General features: G+C 44.6%; 21 protein-coding genes. 7 read left to right on the forward strand and 14 right to left on the reverse strand.

Annotation, left to right across the window (positions count from 1 at the left end; genetic code table 11):
* Window positions 1-14: 14 nt before the first annotated feature.
* The 6 genes from scpA to accC form a co-directional block, all read right to left on the reverse strand.
* Window positions 15-2,156 (reverse strand): methylmalonyl-CoA mutase, encoded by a 2,142-nt coding sequence (scpA, locus tag B0H94_RS02600; protein ID WP_106587679.1) that lies wholly within the window; start codon window positions 2,154-2,156, stop codon window positions 15-17.
* Window positions 2,143-4,161: a methylmalonyl-CoA mutase subunit beta gene (locus B0H94_RS02605; RefSeq protein ID WP_106587680.1), complete on the reverse strand. Its 2,019-nt coding sequence runs from the start codon at window positions 4,159-4,161 to the stop codon at window positions 2,143-2,145. The genes scpA and B0H94_RS02605 overlap by 14 nt, the downstream gene beginning before the upstream one ends.
* A gap of 61 nt (window positions 4,162-4,222) precedes the next feature.
* Entirely contained in the window at window positions 4,223-5,776 is a 1,554-nt protein-coding gene (locus B0H94_RS02610) for an acyl-CoA carboxylase subunit beta (RefSeq protein WP_106587681.1), read from the reverse strand.
* A 186-nt stretch (window positions 5,777-5,962) separates the two neighbouring features.
* Entirely contained in the window at window positions 5,963-6,460 is a 498-nt protein-coding gene (gene accB / locus B0H94_RS02615) for an acetyl-CoA carboxylase biotin carboxyl carrier protein (RefSeq protein WP_106587682.1), read from the reverse strand.
* 52 nt (window positions 6,461-6,512) lie between these two features.
* Complete coding sequence (locus B0H94_RS02620) at window positions 6,513-7,139, reverse strand: TetR/AcrR family transcriptional regulator (protein WP_106587683.1); 627 nt, start codon at window positions 7,137-7,139, stop codon at window positions 6,513-6,515.
* A gap of 22 nt (window positions 7,140-7,161) precedes the next feature.
* Window positions 7,162-8,523 (reverse strand): acetyl-CoA carboxylase biotin carboxylase subunit, encoded by a 1,362-nt coding sequence (accC, locus tag B0H94_RS02625; RefSeq protein ID WP_106587684.1) that lies wholly within the window; start codon window positions 8,521-8,523, stop codon window positions 7,162-7,164.
* A 193-nt stretch (window positions 8,524-8,716) separates the two neighbouring features.
* On the opposite strand from accC, the gene B0H94_RS02630 reads away from it, so the two are divergent.
* Genes B0H94_RS02630 through B0H94_RS02645 form a run of 4 tightly spaced genes read left to right on the forward strand, consistent with a single transcriptional unit; the run spans window position 8,717 to window position 10,173 of the window.
* Window positions 8,717-9,004: a 4a-hydroxytetrahydrobiopterin dehydratase gene (locus B0H94_RS02630; protein ID WP_106587685.1), complete on the forward strand. Its 288-nt coding sequence runs from the start codon at window positions 8,717-8,719 to the stop codon at window positions 9,002-9,004.
* A 33-nt stretch (window positions 9,005-9,037) separates the two neighbouring features.
* Window positions 9,038-9,376, forward strand: coding sequence for a DUF5665 domain-containing protein (locus tag B0H94_RS02635; RefSeq protein WP_106587686.1), 339 nt, complete (start codon window positions 9,038-9,040; stop codon window positions 9,374-9,376).
* Between the two features lie 55 nt (window positions 9,377-9,431).
* Window positions 9,432-9,881, forward strand: coding sequence for a DUF948 domain-containing protein (locus tag B0H94_RS02640; protein WP_106587687.1), 450 nt, complete (start codon window positions 9,432-9,434; stop codon window positions 9,879-9,881).
* Complete coding sequence (locus B0H94_RS02645; RefSeq protein WP_181315221.1) at window positions 9,868-10,173, forward strand: YtxH domain-containing protein; 306 nt, start codon at window positions 9,868-9,870, stop codon at window positions 10,171-10,173. The genes B0H94_RS02640 and B0H94_RS02645 overlap by 14 nt, the downstream gene beginning before the upstream one ends.
* A 47-nt stretch (window positions 10,174-10,220) precedes the next feature.
* Here the strand turns inward: B0H94_RS02645 and allB are convergent, their stop codons facing one another.
* The 4 genes from allB to B0H94_RS02665 all read right to left on the reverse strand — a co-directional run bounded on the left by allB (window position 10,221) and on the right by B0H94_RS02665 (window position 13,647).
* A complete protein-coding gene (allB, locus tag B0H94_RS02650) occupies window positions 10,221-11,612 on the reverse strand; it encodes an allantoinase AllB (RefSeq protein ID WP_106587689.1) in 1,392 nt (463 codons plus the stop codon).
* A gap of 129 nt (window positions 11,613-11,741) precedes the next feature.
* Window positions 11,742-12,047: an IDEAL domain-containing protein gene (locus B0H94_RS02655; protein WP_106587690.1), complete on the reverse strand. Its 306-nt coding sequence runs from the start codon at window positions 12,045-12,047 to the stop codon at window positions 11,742-11,744.
* Between the two features lie 182 nt (window positions 12,048-12,229).
* Window positions 12,230-12,868, reverse strand: coding sequence for a pyroglutamyl-peptidase I (locus B0H94_RS02660; RefSeq protein WP_106587691.1), 639 nt, complete (start codon window positions 12,866-12,868; stop codon window positions 12,230-12,232).
* A 23-nt stretch (window positions 12,869-12,891) separates the two neighbouring features.
* A complete protein-coding gene (locus B0H94_RS02665) occupies window positions 12,892-13,647 on the reverse strand; it encodes a YwaF family protein (RefSeq protein WP_181315222.1) in 756 nt (251 codons plus the stop codon).
* Between the two features lie 111 nt (window positions 13,648-13,758).
* Here B0H94_RS02665 and B0H94_RS02670 point away from each other — a divergent pair, with 111 nt between their 5' ends.
* Window positions 13,759-14,412 carry a potassium channel family protein gene (locus B0H94_RS02670; protein ID WP_106587693.1) on the forward strand — a complete coding sequence of 218 codons (654 nt, stop codon included), beginning with the start codon at window positions 13,759-13,761 and terminating at the stop codon, window positions 14,410-14,412.
* 51 nt (window positions 14,413-14,463) lie between these two features.
* Here B0H94_RS02670 and B0H94_RS02675 read toward each other — a convergent pair whose 3' ends face one another.
* A complete protein-coding gene (locus tag B0H94_RS02675; protein WP_106587694.1) occupies window positions 14,464-15,273 on the reverse strand; it encodes an undecaprenyl-diphosphate phosphatase in 810 nt (269 codons plus the stop codon).
* 291 nt (window positions 15,274-15,564) lie between these two features.
* Between B0H94_RS02675 and B0H94_RS02680 the strand changes: the two genes are divergently transcribed.
* Window positions 15,565-17,220, forward strand: coding sequence for an SLC13 family permease (locus B0H94_RS02680; RefSeq protein WP_106587695.1), 1,656 nt, complete (start codon window positions 15,565-15,567; stop codon window positions 17,218-17,220).
* 614 nt (window positions 17,221-17,834) lie between these two features.
* Here the strand turns inward: B0H94_RS02680 and aldA are convergent.
* On the reverse strand, window positions 17,835-19,274 hold the full coding sequence (gene aldA, locus B0H94_RS02685; protein WP_106587696.1) for an aldehyde dehydrogenase: 1,440 nt from the start codon (window positions 19,272-19,274) through the stop codon (window positions 17,835-17,837).
* A gap of 709 nt (window positions 19,275-19,983) precedes the next feature.
* Window positions 19,984-21,519, reverse strand: a complete 1,536-nt coding sequence (locus tag B0H94_RS02690; RefSeq protein ID WP_106587697.1) for a BCCT family transporter — start codon at window positions 21,517-21,519, stop codon at window positions 19,984-19,986.
* 112 nt (window positions 21,520-21,631) lie between these two features.
* On the opposite strand from B0H94_RS02690, the gene B0H94_RS02695 reads away from it, so the two are divergent.
* Entirely contained in the window at window positions 21,632-22,330 is a 699-nt protein-coding gene (locus tag B0H94_RS02695) for a DUF4328 domain-containing protein (RefSeq protein WP_106587698.1), read from the forward strand.
* 121 nt (window positions 22,331-22,451) lie between these two features.
* Here B0H94_RS02695 and B0H94_RS02700 read toward each other — a convergent pair whose 3' ends face one another.
* Window positions 22,452-22,802 (reverse strand): P-II family nitrogen regulator, encoded by a 351-nt coding sequence (locus tag B0H94_RS02700; RefSeq protein WP_106587699.1) that lies wholly within the window; start codon window positions 22,800-22,802, stop codon window positions 22,452-22,454.
* Window positions 22,803-22,814: the final 12 nt, after the last annotated feature.

Raw genomic sequence — 22,814 nt, forward strand, 5'->3', positions numbered from 1 at the left:
ATCTCCTTTCCCGGTCAATCTTGTTCAACCTGCGCCCAAACGGCATCTAGTACTTCACCAGCGGCTGCTGGAAGTACTGTACCCGGTCCAAAAATTGCAGCTGCTCCCATCTCTGTTAACTCTTCATAGTCGTGCGGTGGAATGATACCGCCGATAATAACAACAATGTCATCACGGCCCAGCCGCCGCAGCTCTTCTACAACACGAGGCAGTAGTGTTTTATGACCGGCAGCAAGGGAGCTGATCCCAAGAATATGCACATCATTTTCTACAGCTTGCAGCGCCGCTTCTTCAGGCGTTTGAAAGAGCGGTCCGATATCTACGTCAAATCCCATATCTGCGTATGCTGTAGCAACAACTTTCGCCCCCCGATCGTGACCATCCTGACCCATCTTTGCAATCATAATGCGAGGACGCCGGCCCTCTTCCTCTTCAAATGCATCGGTACGCCTGCGCACAAGCTCCATCTGCTCATCTTCACCGTATTCAGCACTATATACACCACTGATCGAACGAATAACTGCTTGATGGCGCCCGGAAGTTTTTTCTACGGCATCTGAGATTTCACCCAGGGTGGCCCGGGCTCGTGCAGCATCAACGGCTTTTTCAAGCAGATTTATGTCGTGACTTGCTGCAGCTTCACTTAAAGCAGTGAGTGCTGCTTGTGCGCCTTGTTCATCCCGCTCATTGCGAAGCTGTTCAAGACGCTCAAGCTGCGCACGGCGTACTTCTGTATTATCAATATTGCGGACATCGAGTGGATCTTCTTCGTCAAGACGGTGTTTATTTACACCAACAATGGTTTCTTTGCCGGCATCAATTTGTGCTTGACGGCGGGCAGCAGCTTCTTCGATTCTCATTTTTGGCAGGCCGGTTTCAATAGCTTTTGCCATACCGCCAAGTTCATCGACTTCTTCAAGATGAGCCCATGCTTTTTCTGCAAGTTCAGCTGTTAACACTTCAACATAGTGCGAACCGCCCCATGGATCTACAACAGCAGTCATACCGGTCTCTTCTTGTAGATGCAGCTGGGTATTGCGGGCAATTTTCGCAGAAAAGTCGGTTGGAAGTGCGATGGCTTCATCTAAAGCATTTGTATGCAGTGACTGGGTATGACCCATAGCGGCAGCCATTGCTTCGATTTGTGTACGAACGACATTATTGTACGGATCCTGCTCGGTTAAACTCCAGCCAGACGTTTGGGAATGCGTACGAAGCGTAAGTGATTTCGGGTTTTCTGCTCCGTAATCTTCCAGCAAACGCGCCCAGATGAGGCGAGCAGCCCGCATTTTTGCCACTTCCATAAAATAATTTTTACCAACCGCCCAAAAGAACGATAGACGAGGAGCGAACTGATCAATTGGAATGCCTGCACTCAAGCCGGTGCGCACATATTCCAAACCATCAGCAATCGTATAGCCGAGCTCAAGGTCAGCAGTCGCCCCAGCTTCCTGCATATGATACCCAGAGATTGATATGCTGTTAAACTTCGGCATGTGCGTAGATGTATAACTGAAAATGTCTGCTATGATTCGCATCGACATGTCCGGTGGATAAATATACGTGTTACGCACCATATATTCTTTTAAAATGTCATTTTGAATCGTGCCTGTCAGCTTTTCTTTAGGTACCCCCTGCTCTTCAGCCGCAACAATATAAAATGCCATCACCGGCAGTACAGCACCGTTCATCGTCATTGATACCGACATTTGATCAAGTGGAATTTGATCAAATAATACTTTCATATCTAAAATCGAATCAACTGCAACTCCAGCTTTACCAACATCTCCTTCAACCCGGGGATTGTCAGAATCATAGCCGCGGTGCGTAGCTAAATCAAATGCAATTGACAACCCCTTCTGGCCGGCAGCTAAATTGCGTCGGTAAAAGGCATTGGATTCTTCAGCTGTGGAGTAACCTGCATACTGACGCACCGTCCACGGACGGGTGATGTACATACTTGCATAAGGGCCGCGTAAATAAGGAGGAATCCCGGAAACGTAATCAATGTGCGGCAAGTGCCTTGAATCTTCAGCATTGTACGCAGGCTGAATATGAATGCCTTCTGGTGTTTCAACCGTTTCGCTGTTATCTTTTTCTGCAGCTTGAACACGATCGAATTTAAAATCGACTTGTGTAAAATCAGGATTCGTCATTGATCGTCACCCCATGACTTGTTAGTAAATCGTGTAAATACCTGTACACATCCATCCCCTGCTTCAGCCGCCCGTTTAGGTGTTGTTCTTCACCAAGCTTTCCGCATACCGCAAGATGAGCACTAGGATATTTTTCTTGAAGCACCTTTGCTGTTTCATCGACGACCGTTTCAATATCCTGATCCGCTCCACAAATGACAAAAGTATCTGCTTCTGCCGCTTCAACAGCGGCAAGTGCGTCCTCTAATGTATTTAGCTCACCAGCAGTCGTCACAGTTAAGCCGGCGGTCTCAAACACCCCGCGGCCAAAATCCGCCCTTGGCTTGTAATCTTTTAAGGCACCGAAAGTTAATAAGTGAACATTCGTCTTTCGATCTGCATTTTCAGCCGTACGATGCTGATCAACAGCTTTTCGCAAAGTTTCAAACGGCGCCGGACCGCGCCATGACTTCACAGGAGAAACTGTTACTTCATCAGGATTTACAACAGACTGTAAATCTTTGAAAGATGCGCCTGCTTTCGCTGCTTCTACAAAACTTTTCACTTGATCATCTGCAGGTGAAATGCCTGTTTTTACGATGTTTGGTGCAGCGGCTTTTTCCGCTTCAGCACGTGGAATTTCCGGGTCAACGCCTGATAAATCAGGGTATTGATTAATGCCGACAAATCGCTCCTTCCGCGTATAAATATTTTCCCGCTTTTGGCGGGCTGTTGCTTCAATATCTTCTTGCAAGGTTCCAGCTTCTAAACTTTGAATAATGCCTCCTGCCTCTTCAATCTCCTGAAAGGCACGCCAAGCTTTCACGCTAAGCTCATCAGTAAGCTGGTCTACATAATAAGCACCACCAGAAGCGTCTTGCACACTTGTTAAATAACTTTCTTCTTGAAAAATGAGTTGTGTATTACGTGCGACGCGGCGCGAAAACCGGCTCGGCACTTGAAATGTTTCATCGAAAGGGGAAACGTGCAGGCTGTCCGCTCCGCCAATGACAGCAGCGAACGCTTCTGCAGACGCACGCAGCATGTTGTTGTAAGGGTCATACACTGATTTTGTCCAACGCGACGTACATGCATGAATGTACGCTTGTTTTTGCTCAGCACCAAACGCTTCAAGCACGCGGGTCCATAACAGCCGGAATGCACGAAACTTGGCCATCTCCATAAAATGCTGCTTGCCGCTTGGCATTTCAAAACTGAAATGGCTTGCTGCTTCATCAACTTCAAGCCCGCGTTGGGTCAGCTCACGAAGGTAAGTAACTCCTGTAGCTAACATTGCAGCCAGCTCTTGAACTGCCGATGCTCCTGCTTCATGATACGCAGAAGAAGAAACGAGAACCGTTCGTAAATGTTGTTTTTTCTCACATACGCTTTGTGTTGTTTCAGCTAATTCAGCAAATGCTGTCTCAAGCTGATGACCCAGCTTGCCGCAAGCTGCTAGTTCACCAATTGGATCGGCAGCAAGTGTACCAAAGAGCGGACGATTAAGTTGTTCAAAGGCAGCTTGAAATTGAGCATAAACCGGTTTTATACGACTGCCGGCGTGAATGATCAATGCCACGTCCGGCGCTACACCTTTTATGGCTGTTTTTACATCTTCAATATCGTTTACATAAAGACCATCTTCGCCGCCTTTCACACTACTTCCTCTGACGCTCGGGGCAAGGGGCACTTTCACAACATGCTGACCTTTGGCAGTATCATGGGCTGCTTCTTCTGCAAAGCCTTCCGGCGTTAATGCAAAAATCTCTTGGGCTGTCTCCCAGCTTGGATGAACTTTACTTTGCTGCCACACAGCACGGATGACTTCAGGTCGGTGATGCATATCTTCAGACGTTCGGCGGTAAATCGGGGCAAGATCTATCCCTTCATAAGTTGAAGTAAAGAGCTTTTCTTCAACTGTACCTCCCTTTAAGCCTGCCTCAGCTGCCTTCTTCCAATCTTCATCCGACGGGACTGGGAAATTACATATTGAGGACAAGCGTTCGAGAAATGATGTTTGCTCCATAACTTTGCAGAGGCCTTCGGTTACATAATACCGAAAACGCTCCTTCCTCCCTTCTTATTAACTACAACGGGATATTGCCATGCTTTTTCGCTGGTTGCTGCGCCTGTTTACCACTTAACATTTCTAACGCACTCGCTAACTGCTTACGGGTATTGCGCGGGTCAATGACATCATCAACCATGCCGTTACTTGCTGCGACATACGGATTGGCAAACCTTTCACGGTATTCTGAGATTTTTTGCTGACGTGTCTGCTCCGGTTCACTGCTTTCTTTAATCTCTTTAGCAAAAATGATATTGGCTGCACCTTCGGGACCCATGACCGCAATCTCCGCGTTCGGCCAAGCAAAAACAACATCAGCTCCGATCGCTTTACTATTTAATGCAACATATGCGCCCCCGTAAGCTTTACGTAAAATGACGGTTAACTTTGGCACAGTCGCTTCGGAGTAAGCGTACAAAATCTTTGCTCCATGGCGAATAATTCCGCCGTGCTCCTGCTGGACACCTGGAATAAATCCACTCACATCTTCAAATGTAATCAATGGAATGTTGAAGCTGTCGCAAAAGCGAATAAACCTGGAAGCTTTATCTGACGAATCGATATCTAAACCTCCGGCCATCATTTTCGGATTATTGGCAACAATGCCAACCGTTCTCCCTTCGATCCGGCCGAAACCAACGGCAATGTTTTTCGCAAATCCGGCCTGCACTTCAAAAAAGTCACCGTCCAGCACTACATCAAGCACTTTACGCACATCATAAACTTTCGTGCCATCAACCGGAACAATATCGAGCAGCTGCTGCTGCTTTTTTTCTAACGCTTCTGGTTCCGGCGCTTCTACTTGTGGCGGCTTTTCTTCAAAACTTGATGGCAAGTATGTGATTAAATCACGTACCTGCTGCAGCGCCTCTGCTTCAGATGAGGCAGTAAAGTGTGAATTGCCGCTTGTTTTCTCATGTACATTCGCCCCGCCAAGCTCTTCAGCATTCATCTTTGCTCCAGTGACACTTTCAATAACCTTGGGTCCGGTAATAAACATTTGGCTCGTTTCTTCCACCATAAACACGAAATCTGTAATAGCCGGCGAGTACACAGCCCCTCCTGCACATGGGCCCATAATGACAGAGATTTGCGGGATAACCCCGGAATAAATCGAGTTTCGATAAAACACGTGGCCGTAACCATCAAGGGAAAGTACACCTTCTTGAATACGAGCACCGCCAGAGTCATTTAAACCGATCATCGGGGCTCCGTTTTCTGCGGCTAAGTCCATCACTTTTGCAATTTTAAGCGCATGCATCTCCCCGAGCGCTCCGCCGTAAACAGTGAAATCCTGGGCAAATAAAAATACAAGGCGCCCGTGAATTTTACCGTAACCTGTAACAACACCTTCACCTGGTGCATCTGTTCCGGAAAAGTCCATCCCCCGGTTTTCAATAAAAGGGTTTAATTCTACAAACGTTCCCTTGTCAAGAAGCATATGGATCCGCTCCCGGGCTGTATGTTTCCCCCGGTTGTGCTGCGCTTCAATCCGGTCTTCGCCACCACCTAATTCCACTTGTTCACGCTTATCTTCCATTTCTTCAATTCGATTTAACATTTCATCTGACATCGTGGATGCCCCCTTTCAAAAGTGTATTGCAACCGCTTTCTAAAGTGCTTAAAACAAAAGGCCGGCTTTGCGTAAAGATTGATATGAAAGACAATACGGTTAAAGGTGCTTGATTAACCGCACATTTGCTTTGTCTGCCATGTACTTTCTTTACGCTGAAGCTCAGCCTTTTCCGTGTACAATTTGTTATTTTGACTTCACCGTAAAGAGTGGCTGTCCGTACTCCACAAGTTCACCGTCTTCAACGAGAATGTCTTTGATCTCACCGGAGACTTCAGCTTCAAGTTCATTCATCAGCTTCATTGCCTCAACAATACAGACTACTGAATCCTGTTGAACCGTATCACCTGGATTGACATACACATCTGAATCCGGTGATGGCGCCCGGTAAAACGTTCCAACCATTGGAGAAGTGATCTTCTGTAAGCTTTCATCAATTTCTTTTTCTTCTGCCGCCTGTGCAGGTGCTCCAGAGGAGCTTTCCGGTGCTTGTACAGGAGCAGCTGGGGCAGGAGCTGGGGCAGCTGCTTGTATTTGTGTTTCTACTGGTGTTTGCACAACAGTGTTCTGACCTTCTTTTTTGATCGTTAATTTCGCTTTGTCGTCACCTTTAATTTCAAGCTCGCCAACGCTTGAACGGTCAACTGCCCGGATTAGTTCTTTAATTTCATTTACATCATACATCTAAAACACTCCTTACTAAGAATCGAAATTTACCGCTTTTCACGGTAGAAAGCTAGCTGTTTTCTGCAATAAAGAAACTTTGGTATTTTTGATCGTTGAGCGATTCCTGAGTTAGTACTGCCCGCATAATTAAATCAGCAAATATATCAGCAATTTCGGCTACAGTGTATTTCCCATCTGATTTGTACCATTTATATGTCCAGTTGATCATACCAAAAATCGCCATTGAAGTGATCGGAACCGGCAGCTCAGACCGGAACTCACCTTCCAGTTTACCGCGCTTTACAATTGAAAACATGGTTTGTTTATATTGATCACGCTTTTCTTTCATCTTTTCAGCATACGCCGGACCGAGATACGTATTTTCTTGATAAAAGACGGTAACATGCGCCCGATATTTTTCAAACATCATGACAAAGGACCTTACCGTTTCATATAACTGCTCCGCCGGGGTTATGGTTTTTGCAGCAGCTTCTTCAGCCTTATCAAGTACAAAGGTGATGAATGCATCATGAATTGTGTACAGCAGTTCATCTTTTGAATTGAAATAGTAATAGAAGCCGCCTTTTGATGTTTCACTTTCCTGAACTACCGCATCTACGGTTACGCTATGAAATCCGCGTTCCTCAAACAGGCGTAGAGCAGCTTCAATAATCCGGGTTTTTACAGACGACTGCATACCTTCACCCGCTTTCAGTCGCTTAGCTTTCGCTCGTATCGTTCATAACATCATACTTTTCTAAGAACTTCGTGTTGAAATCCCCGCTGACAAACTGCTCGTGCTCAAGCAGCTTTAAGTGAAATGGAATGGTCGTGTCCACACCATCAATGACAAACTCACCAAGTGCTCGTTTCATGCGATCAATCGCTTCTTCGCGGGTTTTCCCACGGACAATCAGCTTGGCAACCATGGAATCATAGTGCGGTGTAATCGTATAACCTGTATAGCACGCACTATCCACTCGGACACCCATACCGCCCGGCGGCAGATACATTTCAATTTTACCAGGCGATGGCATGAAATTTTTCTCTGGTTTTTCCGCATTTACGCGGCACTCAATCGACCAGCCGGAAATCTCAATTTCATCCTGGGTCACTGACAACTTTTCTCCAGCTGCTGCCCGAATCTGCTCTTTAATTAAATCAATGCCAGTTACTTCTTCAGTTACTGGGTGTTCCACTTGAATACGTGTGTTCATCTCCATAAAATAAAAGTTTTTATGTTTATCAAGTAGAAATTCAACCGTTCCTGCCCCGCAGTAATTTACAGCTTTTGCAGCATTTACTGCGGCTGTCCCCATCGCTTCTCGAACGTCTGGATCCAAAGCAGGTGAAGGTGCTTCTTCAACAAGTTTTTGATGCCGGCGCTGAATTGAACAATCCCGCTCACCGAAATGAATCGCTTGACCGTGAGCATCAGCCATAATTTGAATCTCTACGTGCCGCGGTTCTTCAACAAACTTCTCCATATAAACCCCAGCGTCACCAAACGCACTTGCAGCCTCTTGTTGGGCCATTGAAATGGCACGCTTTAATTCTTGCTCATCATAAGCAATGCGCATCCCTTTACCTCCGCCGCCGGCTGTTGCTTTCACAATGACCGGGTAACCGATGTCAGCTGCTGTTTTTACCGCTTCAGCTTCATCCTCGATTAAGCCGTCGGTACCAGGAACAATCGGCACACCAGCTGCTTCCATTGTATCGCGGGCAGCGGCTTTCGCTCCCATCTGCTGAATCGCTTCAGCCGATGGGCCAATAAACGTAATGTCATGGTCTGCACAAATTTCTGCAAACTCGGCATTTTCTGATAAGAAACCATAACCTGGATGAATCGCGTCAACACCGGTTTTCGTAGCTGCTGCAATAATGTTTGTTTTATTTAAATAACTGTCCGTTGCGATGTGCGGACCGACACAATACGCTTCATCTGCCATCAGCACATGGAGCGCTTCATGATCTGCTTCTGAATAAACCGCTACCGTTCCGATGCCAAGCTCACGACATGCGCGAATGACTCGAACAGCAATTTCACCACGGTTAGCGATTAACACTTTTGAGAACATGTTACGGGCTCCCTTCCTTCATTCCCAGCCGTTTGCAAAGGCAAACCGACTAGTCAGTTTGTCTTCTTTCATTTTAAAAAGAAGAAACTTCCGTGTCAATTGCCTTCTTAAAGGAATTTAATCGTTTTCTTTCTTTTAATACAGGGAAAAGAATTGTCGAAGGTTTATTATAACATGCAACGGAGGTGGGCACATGGGTTTAACACGTGCAGATGTTGAGCAACAGCTGGCTGAAATGAACGGCTGGACATTGACAGAAAATGACATGATCGAACGTGTGTATGAGTTTCAAGATTTCTTAACTGGAATCGCATTTGTAAAGGATATGGCTGACTATGCTGAACATGTCCAGCATCATCCACAAATTGTAATTGACCACACAAACATTACCGTCCGTCTGAAAACGTTCGATCAAAATGCCATTACCGAAAAAGATTTATCAGCTGCAGCTGCGTTCAATGAAAAATACAGCGCGTACTAATTTAGACGACTGACATGGTGAAAGGAGTTCTTCATGAGTGAACGAACGCGTACGAAGCGGCTCGAAAAAAAAAGGCGCGATCCAGAAGATGAACGATTTGAACGAATGGATCAGCTGCTAAATAAACTCGAAGACATTACAACGACCGGTCGACTAAAAGACATTGCTTATCACTTTAATGACAAAAGAGAAGTGATAAAAACGAACTTAATTGCCGGGGTCGCCCGCGGTGTCGGCTTAACACTCGGTACTGCGATATTTCTTGCGCTGCTTTTCTTTTTACTTCAGCAGATTGTTAGTCTACCAATGGTCGGCAGTTATATTGGTGACCTTTTAGATGCGATCGAGCGCTACCGTGATGTCGGCGCGTAAAATTCATGCTACACTGAGAATATCTTGAAAGAAATGATTGAAAGGAGTCGAGTCCATGGATCTCGTAGGTATTGGTGTGTTGATCATCGGCATCGCATTTGCAGTTGCGGTTATCTTTCTCGCCCGAACTTTAAATAACCTTTCCGGGGTACTGCAAGGCGTTGAAAAAACCGTTGGCAAACTGCCTGAGCAACTTGATCAAATTACAGATGAAACAGGTAATGTCATTCACAACACAAACGAAACGATTATTGATGTTAATGAAAAGCTCGAAACGCTCAACCCTGTTTTTTACATTGTACAGGATGCAGGTGAAGCTTCACGTAAGCTTTCCTCTTCGATGGTCGATGTTACAGCAGCTTGGAAAAAGAATACTTCCGAAGCTGAAGAAACTGCATCTTCAAAAAATCTCGGCGGAATTTACGGCGCCGCTGCACTTGTTTACTTCTTAGCACAAAAACGAAAAGAAAAGCAGCGTGAGGATGAAACAAATGGCATCGCCTAAAGTATGCGGCTATTTGTGGGGGCTTTTCGCCGGCTTATGTACAGGCGGGATTCTCGGCTTATTACTTACACCACAATCCGGTTGTGAAAACCGTAAATTCACTGCCGCAAAATATCATCAGGCAGTGGAGTATCCACGAAACAAAGCTGACTCTTTTCAGCAAAAAAAAGCAGCTTTACAAGAAGCCGGTGAAGACCATTACGAAACTTTTCATTCCTTAAAGAATCAAGTAAAGCAAGAAGCCCGTATGTCTGCAGTTCAAGAAGAACTTCAATATCGGCCAAAAAAATGATAACCGTAACTGAAAACGCCGGAGCTCATGAAAGCTCCGGCGTTTGTTTAAGTTTTCGGGGAAACGAGCGATCCATTCGTTTCAGTCGTTACTTGTGCATTTGACATAACAACACGGCCTTTTGCAATCGTATGAACAGGCATACCCTGTACATTAAAACCGTGATAAGCGCTCATTTTACTTTTGCTGTGCAGTTCATTTTCATCAATCACGCATGTTTGTTCCATGTCGACAACAACAAGGTCAGCATCAAGTCCTGCTTGAATCTTACCTTTTTGATGATCAATCTCATAAAGCTCAGCCGGTCCGGCTGAAAGTAGCTGCACAACCTGCTCAAGCGATAGTTTACCTTCATTCACTGCATTTAACATCAACGGCAGCATCGTTTCCACACCTGTAGAGCCGGCAGGAATTGACCATAGATCTCCTTCCTTCTCCTCTCTTGTGTGCGGGGCATGATCAGAGCAGACATTTGAAATCGTCCCATCAGCAATCCCTCCCCAAATTTTTGCTTGATCGCTTTTGTACTTAACGGGAGGGAAAATTTTCATCCTTGGCCCGACTGTTTCATAATCTTCTGCAGATAAAAATAAGTAATGTGGACAAGTTTCAACAGTGACACGTTGCCCGCGCTGCTGTGCTTTTCGGATCATTTCTACCGATTCTCCGGCACTCACATGTAAAACATGAAAGTGAACCCCGGCACGCTCAGCAAGCTGCAAACCTGTTTGAACTGTTAAAGTTTCTGCTAAGTGCGGCCGTGCCTGCAACAGGTCTTCATAGGTGGACCCCCCTGCTTGTTTAATCTTTGCTGTTTCCTCTTGGATTAAATGGTGATTTTCTGCATGAACTGCAAGGAGCCGCCCCGTTTTTGCAATCGTTTGCATTGCCGAATAAATCTGTCCTTCATGAGCTGGCATGAAAACATTTGGATCTTTAGGGTCATAATCATAAACAAGTTGATACGTATCACGATTAAGTGCATAACCCCAGAAATGCTTAAACCCAATAATACCGGTTTCACCTAACCTTTCAAGCTCCCCTTCATTAAACCCACCGAGATAAATCCCCCACAACCCAAAATCAATCACAGCTTGGGCTTCTAAGTGCGCTTTCTGCTTTTCAAAGTTCTTCTGGTCACTCACAGGTGGATTCGTGTTCGGCATTTCAAACAGGGTTGTGACACCTCCGGCAGCTGCCGCCTGAGTGGAATGGAAAAAGTCTTCTTTATGCGTCGGCCCGGGATCACGTGAATGTACATGTGTATCAATCACACCAGGAAGCACATACTGACCTGTTGCATCAATCATCTCCAGTGCAGGTTCTTCCACCTCCACTGAAGTTACAGCTTGGATGACGCCGTCTTTCGAATACACATTCCCTATGTACGCTGCATCCGGGGTCACAATTGTTCCATACTTTACAGCAAGATCATACATAAACAGCACCTGCCTATATATCTATTTTCCTTATCTTCGCTTATCTAACCCTGCTCGTCAATGACCGCACAAAAAAAGCAGAAGAGACAGCGTCCGCTGTTCCTTCCACTTTTTAAATGTTTTGACAAATTAAGTGTCATCTACATCGAATGTTAGCTCTAGTTCATAACCTTGCTCCGAAATCATTTTGCCAATCTGTTGTGTTTCACGCCATTCGTTGTACACCGAAGTGTAGTGCATAAACGCTTCATAGTCACCATCGTCGAGCGCTTGGTCAATGCGCTGTTTTAAGCGGGCTTTGTTTTGCTCATGTACTGTGTATTCCATCATCATGCGCGCATAAAGTGATTGCAACACTTGCCTGGGTGGACGTTGACCTTGCTGAACGGACTTCAGTTTTTTCAACAAATGCTTTTCGTATGTTGGTTGTTGCATTGGTCATACCCCCCTGAAATAATTTTCACACAACGTATGCTAAAGGCGCGTCACCTGGCATCATCGTTTCGGAGTACTAGTTAAATACCCCTTTACTTCGATGATTAAACGCTTCAGCTACTGTAATTTATTATATGCACGAAAAAACCACTCATGAGTTTGATTCCACCAGCCACGCAAGCCTATTGTAAATGCTCAGCTGCCAGGGTTTGAATGACGGTTGAAAGTGCTTTTTGCTGCAGATCCAAAGACATACTTGGGGTTGATGGCTTTTGTAAGGTCATTTCCGGTAAAGCCGGGAAGTGCAGAAACCCACAAACTGTTTCCCATTTCTGTTCTTGCAGACGGTATAAAGTTTCATATAGTGTTTGGTTGCATATATAAGTTCCGGCAGTGTTTGAAATTACGCTTGGAATTTCTTTTTCTTGTAAGTCTTCTTTCATTTGATCAATCGGCAAAGTTGAAAAGAGTGCATCCGGCCCGCCCGCTGCAATGACTTCACCTGTGTATGCCCGGCCTTGGTTATCTTTTGGAGCGCCGTCACTTGAGCCGGAATCTTTCACATTGATTCCTATTCGTTCAATGTTCACCCCGCTGCGACCATAAGCAAGTCCTGTTGAAACAATAACGTCCGGTCGAAACAATGTTACTTCTTCCCATAATGCGTCAACGCACGTATCAAAAACGACCGGCAGTACTTTCGTCTTCAGTTGAATCACTTGGCTCCCTTGGTATTCTTCAGCAATTTTTGTCATCAACCGCTCAGTTGGGTTTGATTTCATCTGGCCGAATGGTTCAAATCCTGTACATAAAACTTTCATTTCCTATGCCTCCTTTACGGCACTTAACGCCTCTTAGTATCTATATTTCTCGATGATTCAGCAAAATCCTTCTGAAACCGACGAATCCCTGCATAAGTGAGTAGAAACAATAAGAGCGCAAATCCTTGCAGAACAAAAATATAATAGGGCCAGTCCCCTAACCAGTCCACCGGGGTCACTTGCGCAGGTGGTTTTCTTAAATATAAGTAATTCCCGCCGGTTAAAAAATTTAACCCAAACATTACAGCGGCATAGCCATTTAAAATGCCCCAGACTCTAAATACAGATCGGAGCTTTAATTGAAAGCGGCAGGAACTAAACATATAAACCGCTGCCCAAAGCATAGCTGCATGCGCAAGGAAAAAATGAAAAAACCGCGCATGTGGAAAGCCATATATTGAAAGATCCGGCGTAACAAGTGTGAATACCGCACTCCAACCGGCTACAAATACTGTTAATTCATACAGCCACTGCTTAGGACGCAATAACAACAAAGCTGCTACAAACAACGTTATGCTGCTAATATGGAGCGGAAGCGCAAATGATACGTCCCAGACCCCTTCAGCAATGTACCATATTTGAATTGCAAGTTCGCAAATGATCAATAAGGACGCTAACACCCATCTTACCAATAAATCTACTCCGCTGTTATGTTTTAAGCGCTGAGCTGTAATTGAAAAAATTATGGCGAATACTAATGCAAGCGTAAGCGCTATAAGATGGGGGGTGTCAAACAATGTAAAACCGGGCCCTTCCCATTGATAAGTCAACCAATCCATATTGCAGCTCCTTTCTGTAATTGACACGTATGATTTCATTCCGTAAAGTACAAATCGTACCTGCTCGTAAGCCTTAAAGACCCAAAGGGCAAGGTGAAGGAGGAATACTGCTTGAAAAAACAATTTGTCATTATCGGATTAGGCCGCTTTGGCGTCAGTGTATGCAGTGAGCTGCATGAACTTGGTCATGAAGTTATGGCCATTGATATGAATGAAGACAAATTAAATGAAGTAACCGATGTTGCTACCCACAGCGCCATCGCTGACGGTACCGATGAAAAATCCTTACGCGGTCTTGGGGTGCGTAACTTCGACCATGTCATTGTCGCGATAGGAGATAATATTCAAGCTAGCATTTTATGTACCCTGCTGTTAAAAGAGATGGATATCCCGGATGTCTGGGTTAAAGCTCAAAACTATTACCACCATAAAGTGCTTGATAAAATCGGCGCTGATCATATTATTCATCCAGAGCATGACATGGGCCACCGTATTGCCCAGCATCTTGTCTCTGATAAAGTACTCGATTACATCGAACTCTCCGATGAGTATTCAATCGTTGAAATTGTAGTTTCCTCTTCTTTTCATAATAAAACCTTACTTGAAACCGATATTCGTGCCAAGTATGGCGTTACGATTCTCGCCATTAAACGAAATGAGCATGTAAATATTTCCCCTATGCCGGACGACAAGCTTTTCCACAAAGATGTGCTCGTTGTGGTTGGACGTAAAAAAGACTTAAAGCGATTCGAATCGATCTCATAAGAAAACCTCGCTATTATGCCTGTGGCATCCATAGCGAGGTTTAAGTTTATCTCAACTGAAAATAAACAACAATGTTGCTACTGTAAAACAGTAAAGCGCGAAATATAAAAGTTTTCCGGAAGCAACCGCATCGATTAATACTTTAATGGCAACAATGGATACGAGTGTTGCAGCAATAAAAGAGATTGTGTAATACATAAATTGATCCGGTTGCGTCCAAGCTACATAAATTTCAGGTGCAAGCAACAATAAGGAGCCTACACTTACCGGAATGCTGAGGAAAAAAGAAAATTTCAACGCTACCGTTGGCTCAATCTTACGAAACATTGCAGCTACAATTGTTGCTCCGGAACGGCTGATGCCAGGTGCAAGTGCAAGCATTTGTGCTAATCCGATAATGACTGCGTCTAAAGCTGTTATCTCACCTTCCTGTTTACTCCCGTTTAATTTATGAATTAACCAAAGCGCCGTTCCTGTAACTAGAAGCGCTACGGCAACAGACGTCGTGGTTGTCAACTCGCCTCCGATTTCATCCGAAAATAAACCGCCGATAACAACTGCAGGAATCGTTGCAATGAAAAGCATTAGCGTAAGCCGGAAAAATGGATAGTACGATGGATCACGAGACATCGTATAGCGAACTGTACCACCGGCCAGTTCTACCAAGTCTTTACGATAAATTAGTAAAACGGCGAGCAGTGAAGCTCCGTTTAAAAATACTTCAAAGTGCAAATCAGGTGTTCCAAGCCCAAAAAAGTGCTGAAAAATGACAAGGTGACCACTTGAAGATACGGGCCACGGCTCGGTCAACCCCTGCAGCACACCGAGCCAAATATATTGCAGCAACTCCCACAAATTCATAACTCATAACTTCCTCTCTAAATCATCATTTCTAGTAAAACCGTTATCAATTTAATATGTAAAGCAGTTGCAAAACAAGAGACTTCTTAACGAAAAATGACATTCAACCGCTTTTGACACAACCATAATTATTTCACACCCAACTTTTGAAAACAATATAGCAAGCGTGTAAAGCTGCTGAAAATTATATAAGAACTTTTGAAAACGGATGAATAGACACTATTCTCGTTTTACCTTATGCTGAAATATGAATGTTTTGAATGTCGAAAACTTCAGAAAGGAGCAATCAGCATGACAACGCTACAGCACTTCTGGGAACGTGCGTGGGACAGCCACGACCGTATCAAGAACCTTATGTCTTTTATGATGGCACGCCCCGGTGGAAATGGCGAGGATAACCGCAGGATGGAAAAAGCTTCTGGAAAAATGACAGGAGGCCACCGCCAGCCTTCACCTCACCGGCCTGATTACTCAAAAAAACAATGGATCGGTTTATTTCTTGGACCACTTTTGTTCATTGCAATCCTCCTCCTTTTTCAGCCGGAAGGTTTAAACAATGAAGCCAAAGGGGTCCTTGCAGCGACTGTATGGATTGCAACGTGGTGGATTACCGAGGCCATCCCTATCCCTGTTACATCTTTGTTACCGATTATCTTATTTCCATTCGTAACAACGATTGAAGTCGGAGAAGTAACACCAAACTACGGTGACGATATTGTCTTTTTATTTCTAGGCGGGTTTATAATAGCCCTTGCCCTTGAACGGTGGAACTTGCATAAACGAATTGCTCTATTTATTATCTCATCAATCGGGACGAGCACGAAACGTATTATGCTCGGCTTTATGCTTGCAACTGCCTTTTTATCGATGTGGATCTCAAATACTGCGACTGCCATGATGATGGTGCCAATCGGTACCGCAATCGTATTTCAAGTTAGCCAGTCAATGAAACGCGAGGCTCTTGATGATTTGCAAGGTCAAGAAAACCAATTCGCAAAAGGATTAATGATCGCGATTGCTTTCTCTGCATCCATTGGTGGATTAGGAACGATTATCGGTACACCGCCTAACACAATATTAGCCGGACAGCTTGATGAAATTTTCGGCGTTGACTTATCTTTTGCGGCTTGGATGATGTTTGGCGTACCACTTGCTGCTGTACTACTTGTGATCGCCTGGGTGTATTTAATCACCTTTGCATTTCCAATGAAAATGAAAGAAATTCCGGGCGGGCAGGAAGTTATTCAATCTGAACGGGATCAGCTCGGCCGGATGGCACCGGAAGAAAAGCTCGTTATGACCATATTCTCTTTAACCGCCCTTGCATGGATCACCCGTTCGTTTGTGCTACAGGAATATGTTCACCCGAATATTGATGATACACTGATTGCAATTACAGGTGCTGTTGTACTATTTCTCATTCCTTCAGTTCGGTATCAAGGTGAAAAACTGATGGACTGGCATACTGCGAAGGACGTCCCTTGGGGTATTCTTATTTTGTTTGGCGGCGGTCTTGCAATCGCTGGTGCATTTGGAGATACAGGTCTTGATGAATGGATCGGAAGTCAGCTGCAGATCCTCGATGGCGTACAGTTTATCGTTATTGTATTCTCTGTCAGCCTGCTTGTTGTATTCTTAACGGAAATTACTTCAAACACCGCATCTGCCACAATGCTGATGCCAATTATGGCTTCACTTGCAGCTGCAATTGACGTACATCCATTTGCAATGATGGTGCCTGCAGCAGTCGCTGCCTCTTGTGCGTTTATGCTCCCGGTAGCTACTCCGCCAAATGCGGTTGTGTTCGGGTCTGGTTACTTGCGCATGATTGATATGGTCAAAGCTGGTGTCTGGATGAATATTATAGCGATTATTGGGCTTACAATCTTTGTACTACTTCTCTTACCTGTCGTATTCGGCATCGATTTAACCTCATTTCCAAGTTAATTGAAGGCGGCTGCAGAATCTGCAGCCGCCTCAGCGTGTAGACAAATTTTTAAGATGAACTATGGCTGACGTCGCTTTTCGGCGAACGCTTGCCCTAGGCACGGCCTCAACTTCCTCGGCAGAAAGTCACTGCCTGCGGGATTTTCGGATCGCGCTGTTCTTGGTAGCGTCGCCGCCGATGCTCGCCAGTCTTGCGTAATTTAATGGTCATGAATTGTAGAGATGCCTTTGATCAAGCAATATCTATATGAGTCAATTTCATCATGACGCTTAAAAAACGGTAAAACAAACAATAAACATTGGAAATGCTTGCTGATCTTTAAATTAATAAGCGACCGAAACGAAAGACGACGACTCCGAGAGGATCAAGCGCAGGCTGAAGATCCACTTGTTCGATTGGCAATCAAATCGAACAAGTTAGCTGAAGGCACCCCCTTGGGAAAGCGTCCGTCTGGCGTGAAGGTTACGGTCATGATTCGATTTTTATCCGCTTCATGCAACAGCTCGATGCTTGAGGCAGTAAGCTGTCCGTGAATGTTTGGTTTTGTCCTTTGTCAACAGTCTGAGGCGGCTGCATGCCCTGCGGCCATCTTTGTCTTCGTTTAATCCTAATGTTATTTTGTGCTGTACTCCATATAAGCAACAGTTGTGCCAAGAAATTCTTCAATTCCATATTTACCGTCTGCCCCGCCGATCCCGGATTTACGCCAGCCTGCATGGAACCCTTGGAGCGCTTCAAAATGCTCGCGGTTAACAAACACTTCACCAAATTTTAATTCATTTACTGCCCGCATCACTTCGTTGTAATTCTTTGTAAAGATCGATGAAGATAGTCCGTAATCTGATGCATTAGCACGGCGGATGACTTCATCGAAATCTTGATACGTATCTACCGGAAGCACTGGTCCGAAGATTTCTGACGCTAATATATCCATTCCTTCTTCAAGGTTGGTAAGCACCGTCGGCTCATAGTAATAACCAGTTGAGGCCTCACCTTTTTGACCACCTGTTTCGACTTTAGCACCAGCTTCCACTGCCTGGTTCACTGCTTGCTCTACACTATCTAGCTGTTCCTTGTTAATGAGAGGCCCCATATCAAGACCTGTTTCTGCTAAAGGATTTCCATAACTTACTTTGCTCATTTTTTCGGTTAACTTTTGAATAAACGGCTCTGCTACATTTTCATGTACATAAACACGCTCTGCGTTCGTACATACTTGGCCGCTGTTTACAACTCTTGAAGCAATTACCTTTTCCACTGCTAAATCAAGATCCGCTTCATCAGATACAATCGCCGGCGCTTTTCCGCCCAGCTCTAAATTCACTTTGATGACATGCTTGGCTGCTGCTTCCATCACTTTAGACCCTGCTGCAAAACTACCTGTTAATGAAATCATTGCTACATCAGGATGACTTGCAAGCGGAGTACCGACAGAGGACCCTGAACCGGTAATTACTTGAAATGTTCCGGCTGGTAACTCAACTTCATCATGAATGATTTCAGCTAGTTTCAAAGCTGTCAGCGGGGTTTCTTGACTCGGTTTGATAATAACCGGGCAGCCAGTAACAATAGCTGGCGCCGCTTTACGTGCAAGCACCATTAACGGGAAGTTCCAAGGCACGACACCACCAACAATACCAATCGGCTTCTTTATGAGCATCATTGTTTCATTTGGTCGGTCACTCGGGATAACATCACCCTCTAAATGCCGGGCAAAACCAGCCATATACGAGAAGTAATCAATCGTCATATCGAGCTCGGCTTCTGCCATACTTTCTGTTTTCCCCTGCTCCTGCATTAGCAGTTCCTGCAATGTTTGTTTATGATTTTTAATTGAACGGCTGATCGACAGTGCATATTCGGCCCGTTCAACCGGCGGTTTTTTCTCCCAGGAAGACTGCACTTGTTTTGCAGCTGAAATTGCTTGATTTACATCCTGCTCTCCAGCTTTAGGTACTTCAGAGATAAACTCTTCTGTTGCTGGGTTCACAACCTGGATTTTTTCATCTGTTGTAGCGTTTTGAAACTGACCATTTACATATATTTGTTTCACTGTTCAACATTCCTTTCTTTCATTATGGATATAATGCTTGCATTCCACTTTTTTCGATTACCGAAACAAAATAACCCTGCCGATGATATCGACAGGGTCAAACTTGTGACAAAGTACGAAACCTAAAATTCAAGTACAGCTTATTGCTCCGGGTTCCGCGGACTGCCCTATTAAAGACTAAAATCCGAATAATTAAAGTAACCTTCACTTCAGACGGACGCTTTCCCGAGGGCTTGGCTTCAGCTAACTTGTTCGAATGGAAATTATTCGAACAAGTGGATCTTCAGCCTGCGCTTGCTCCTCCTGGAGTCGCCGTCTTTTGTTTCGGTCACTATTATATTGATGGATCATCTTCTTTTTATTGCGTATAAAACGTCATGATGAAATTAACAATTAGTAGACATCGCTTGATCAAAGGATCTTTACAATTGATGACCTTCAAACGACAAAAGGCTGGCGAGCGCCGCCGGCGACGTCACCAAAAACAGCGCGAGTCGAAAATCCTGCAGGCAGTGAATTTCTGCCGAGGTAGTTGAGGCCGTGACGGGGCTAAGAAGACACGGTGACTTCAAGCGTGAGCGCAGATCAAACCGATGTCGTACTTGTGCCCTCCGGGTGCAAGCGTCCGCCGAAAAACAACGTCAACCATAGATCATTTCAAAAATTTGTCTATACGCTGAGCCCTCCGATTAATCCACAGGGTTAGTTTTTACCAATCTTTTGGTGGTTCAACACGGTGTTTTTCTGCCCCTTCTGATCGAAGTGACATAAATACAGCGATACACATCGTGACTATTAATAGTGTGAATGGTAAAGCTGTCATAATGGCTGTTGATTGCAAGCCTTCAAGCCCGCCGCTTAATAAAAGTGATGCAGCCACTGTAGAAATGAGCAGTCCCCACGTAATCAATACTGGCGTTTTCGGGCTTAAGCTTCCTTGTGATGTGAATACACCAAGAACAAACGTTGCAGAGTTCGCAGAGGTGATAAAGAAAATTAAAATCAGAATCAAAGCCGCAATACTTAACATTAAGCCGAGCGGCAGCTGCTGCAACACTAAAAACAGTCCATTTTCCGGCTTTTCTGCCACGGCTTCAGCTTGTCCTAAGTTTTGAAACAGCTCCATGTGCAGTCCGGTGCCGCCAAACGCTGCAAACCAAAACACACTAACAAGCGTAGGGACAAATAACACACCGATCATAAACTGCTGCAGCGTCCGCCCACGAGACACTCGAGCGATAAACGTACCTACAAATGGACTCCAGGAAATGATCCATGCCCAGTAGAAAAACGTCCATTCACCCATCCACTCATTATCTGAATAAGGTGTCGTATCAAAGCTTAGCTGCACCGCACTGCTCACATAATCACCAAATGTCTTTGTGAAGTGCTCAAAAATAAACAACGTTGGCCCAAAACTGACGACTGCAACGAGTAGCGCCGCCATTAACGTTAAATTGACAATACTCAAATACCGCATCCCGCGGTTGATGCCAGAGACAACAGAAATCAAGAAAATAACAGTTACGCCGCCAATAATGATTAACTGCAACTGGGTCGTATTTCCAATCCCGGCAACTTCTTCAAGACCGCCGCTTACCTGCAGGGTACTTAAACCAAGTGATGTTGCAATGCCGACAGTTGTACCTACCGTCGCAAGCAGATCAATCCCTTTACCGATCGGACCAGCAACCCTGTCTTTTAAAATGGGGTAGAATGCAGAGCTCACAAGGCCCGGTAAGTTTTTGCGGTATTTTGCGAATGCTAAAGCAAGTGCCACGATCGCGTAAACCGACCACGGATGCATTCCCCAGTGAAAAATACCATATAGTAACCCGGTTTCTGCGGCCGCCTGTGTTCCACCTTCTACATCTACATTGGGCGGAGGATTAACGTAATGTGCCATCGGTTCGGCTACACCCCAAAATACGAGGCCTACCCCCATTCCAGCTGCAAATAACATACCTATCCAAGTATAAAATGAATATTCCGGTTCATCTTTCGGTTTGCCGAGCTTCATATGTCGGTACGGTCCAAACCCTAGAAATAAGCAAAAAGCTAGAAAAAATGAAACAGCTAGTACGTAAAACCAACCGAAGCTGTCAAGAAAAATTGTAAGCATATCACTTGTGACTGCTTCCATATTTCCAGGGAAAAATAGTCCCCAGATTGAAACACTTAAAATAATTATTGTAGCTAGTACAAATACAATGCCCGGCCGGTCTGATCTATAGCGGTATGGCAAAACGTTCCCTCCTCTAACAAGAATGTGAATGATTTTGAATACTATTTACAAGCGAGACGACCCGGGCGTAAGATAAAACAAGTGAATTTATTGCGCGAGGAGGTCTACTAACTTGGATGATAAAACAAATACGACCTACCAAAGTGGGCGTAAACGAATGATCACAGCGTCTATTTTTATCATTCTTACAATCCTTACTTCAGCTGCAGCAATCGCAGCAGGCATGTACGAATGGTCAGTGTATACAAGCTATGACAGTTCAACACCAATCGAAACCGTGTACGCTGAGACAAATGACCCGTGGCTTCTTTTTGCATTTCTTACTCAAGGGTTAGCTACGTTTGTTTTCACTGTAGCCGGCATTGCTTTTCTCGTATGGCTGCATCGGATACATAAAAATGCGAAAGCCTTACAAATACCAGGTATCATTTATCCGGCCAATTGGGCAGTAACATTTTATTTTCTTCCATTTGTGAACTTTGTTCTTCCGTTCATCTCGATGCTGCATATGTACAAAAACCATTATAAAGAAGCAGTCGAGCATAAGACAAGCAGTGTGAAAAGCAGGACAGGTAAGCTTTATATTTGGTGGATTTCATTTGCTTCTTATTTTGCAATTATGTTTATTTCACACTTTCTCATCATTAATCCACTGACCTATACGGAGGAAGCAGAAACCGTCGGGACAGCAATTCTTGAAATCCAAACGTCTTCAATTTCACGCGGCGCCCTTATCATATCCGGGATTTTCCTCATATTGATTATGAAACAACTCACAAAGAAGCAGGATGACATTTACCATCAGCAATAATTACGAAAAAGAGCCCCACAACGCAAAAAAGGGGCTCTTTAACATACGAAACACCAATACCCTACGTCATATTGCTCCGGAAGTCGTTCACAGTATTCATCAATACTGCAGGCACGTCTTTTCATTCTTTATCTTCTGAAGAACCGCTGCTAATTTCATGATTGATGCCAAACAAATATTTTGTATCCACGACAAATCCTATCCCTGTCCCCGGCTCATCTAGATTACCTTCACGTCGCAAAGCATCACGGATTGACTCCACCTTTTCTTCTGGAGCTAAGATAAAAATAATTTCCTTTTCCGGCTGAACTTCTACACCAAAAAGTTTTTTTTGTTCATGAATGCCAGTACCACGACCTGAAAATATTGTCGCACCTTCTGCGCCATGTTCTTTCGCTGCCTTTACTAATTTTGCAGCTTTCCCTTTTGGAACAATTGTTACCATTAGATCAACAGACGGATCGATTCCCATCTTCATGACCCC

This window comes from Salsuginibacillus halophilus, assembly GCF_003014715.1.
Taxonomy (GTDB): domain Bacteria; phylum Bacillota; class Bacilli; order Bacillales; family Marinococcaceae; genus Salsuginibacillus; species Salsuginibacillus halophilus.

Bases quoted from the DNA above. Each gene is read 5' to 3' on its own strand.
- scpA (WP_106587679.1), bottom strand. From the start codon at position 2,156: ATGACGAATCCTGATTTTACACAAGTCGATTTTAAATTCGATCGTGTT.
- B0H94_RS02605 (WP_106587680.1), bottom strand. From the start codon at position 4,161: ATGGAGCAAACATCATTTCTCGAACGCTTGTCCTCAATATGTAATTTC.
- B0H94_RS02610 (WP_106587681.1), bottom strand. From the start codon at position 5,776: ATGTCAGATGAAATGTTAAATCGAATTGAAGAAATGGAAGATAAGCGT.
- accB (WP_106587682.1), bottom strand. From the start codon at position 6,460: ATGTATGATGTAAATGAAATTAAAGAACTAATCCGGGCAGTTGACCGT.
- B0H94_RS02620 (WP_106587683.1), bottom strand. From the start codon at position 7,139: ATGCAGTCGTCTGTAAAAACCCGGATTATTGAAGCTGCTCTACGCCTG.
- accC (WP_106587684.1), bottom strand. From the start codon at position 8,523: ATGTTCTCAAAAGTGTTAATCGCTAACCGTGGTGAAATTGCTGTTCGA.
- B0H94_RS02630 (WP_106587685.1), top strand. From the start codon at position 8,717: ATGGGTTTAACACGTGCAGATGTTGAGCAACAGCTGGCTGAAATGAAC.
- B0H94_RS02635 (WP_106587686.1), top strand. From the start codon at position 9,038: ATGAGTGAACGAACGCGTACGAAGCGGCTCGAAAAAAAAAGGCGCGAT.
- B0H94_RS02640 (WP_106587687.1), top strand. From the start codon at position 9,432: ATGGATCTCGTAGGTATTGGTGTGTTGATCATCGGCATCGCATTTGCA.
- B0H94_RS02645 (WP_181315221.1), top strand. From the start codon at position 9,868: ATGGCATCGCCTAAAGTATGCGGCTATTTGTGGGGGCTTTTCGCCGGC.
- allB (WP_106587689.1), bottom strand. From the start codon at position 11,612: ATGTATGATCTTGCTGTAAAGTATGGAACAATTGTGACCCCGGATGCA.
- B0H94_RS02655 (WP_106587690.1), bottom strand. From the start codon at position 12,047: ATGCAACAACCAACATACGAAAAGCATTTGTTGAAAAAACTGAAGTCC.
- B0H94_RS02660 (WP_106587691.1), bottom strand. From the start codon at position 12,868: ATGAAAGTTTTATGTACAGGATTTGAACCATTCGGCCAGATGAAATCA.
- B0H94_RS02665 (WP_181315222.1), bottom strand. From the start codon at position 13,647: ATGGATTGGTTGACTTATCAATGGGAAGGGCCCGGTTTTACATTGTTT.
- B0H94_RS02675 (WP_106587694.1), bottom strand. From the start codon at position 15,273: ATGAATTTGTGGGAGTTGCTGCAATATATTTGGCTCGGTGTGCTGCAG.
- B0H94_RS02680 (WP_106587695.1), top strand. From the start codon at position 15,565: ATGACAACGCTACAGCACTTCTGGGAACGTGCGTGGGACAGCCACGAC.
- B0H94_RS02700 (WP_106587699.1), bottom strand. From the start codon at position 22,802: ATGGGAATCGATCCGTCTGTTGATCTAATGGTAACAATTGTTCCAAAA.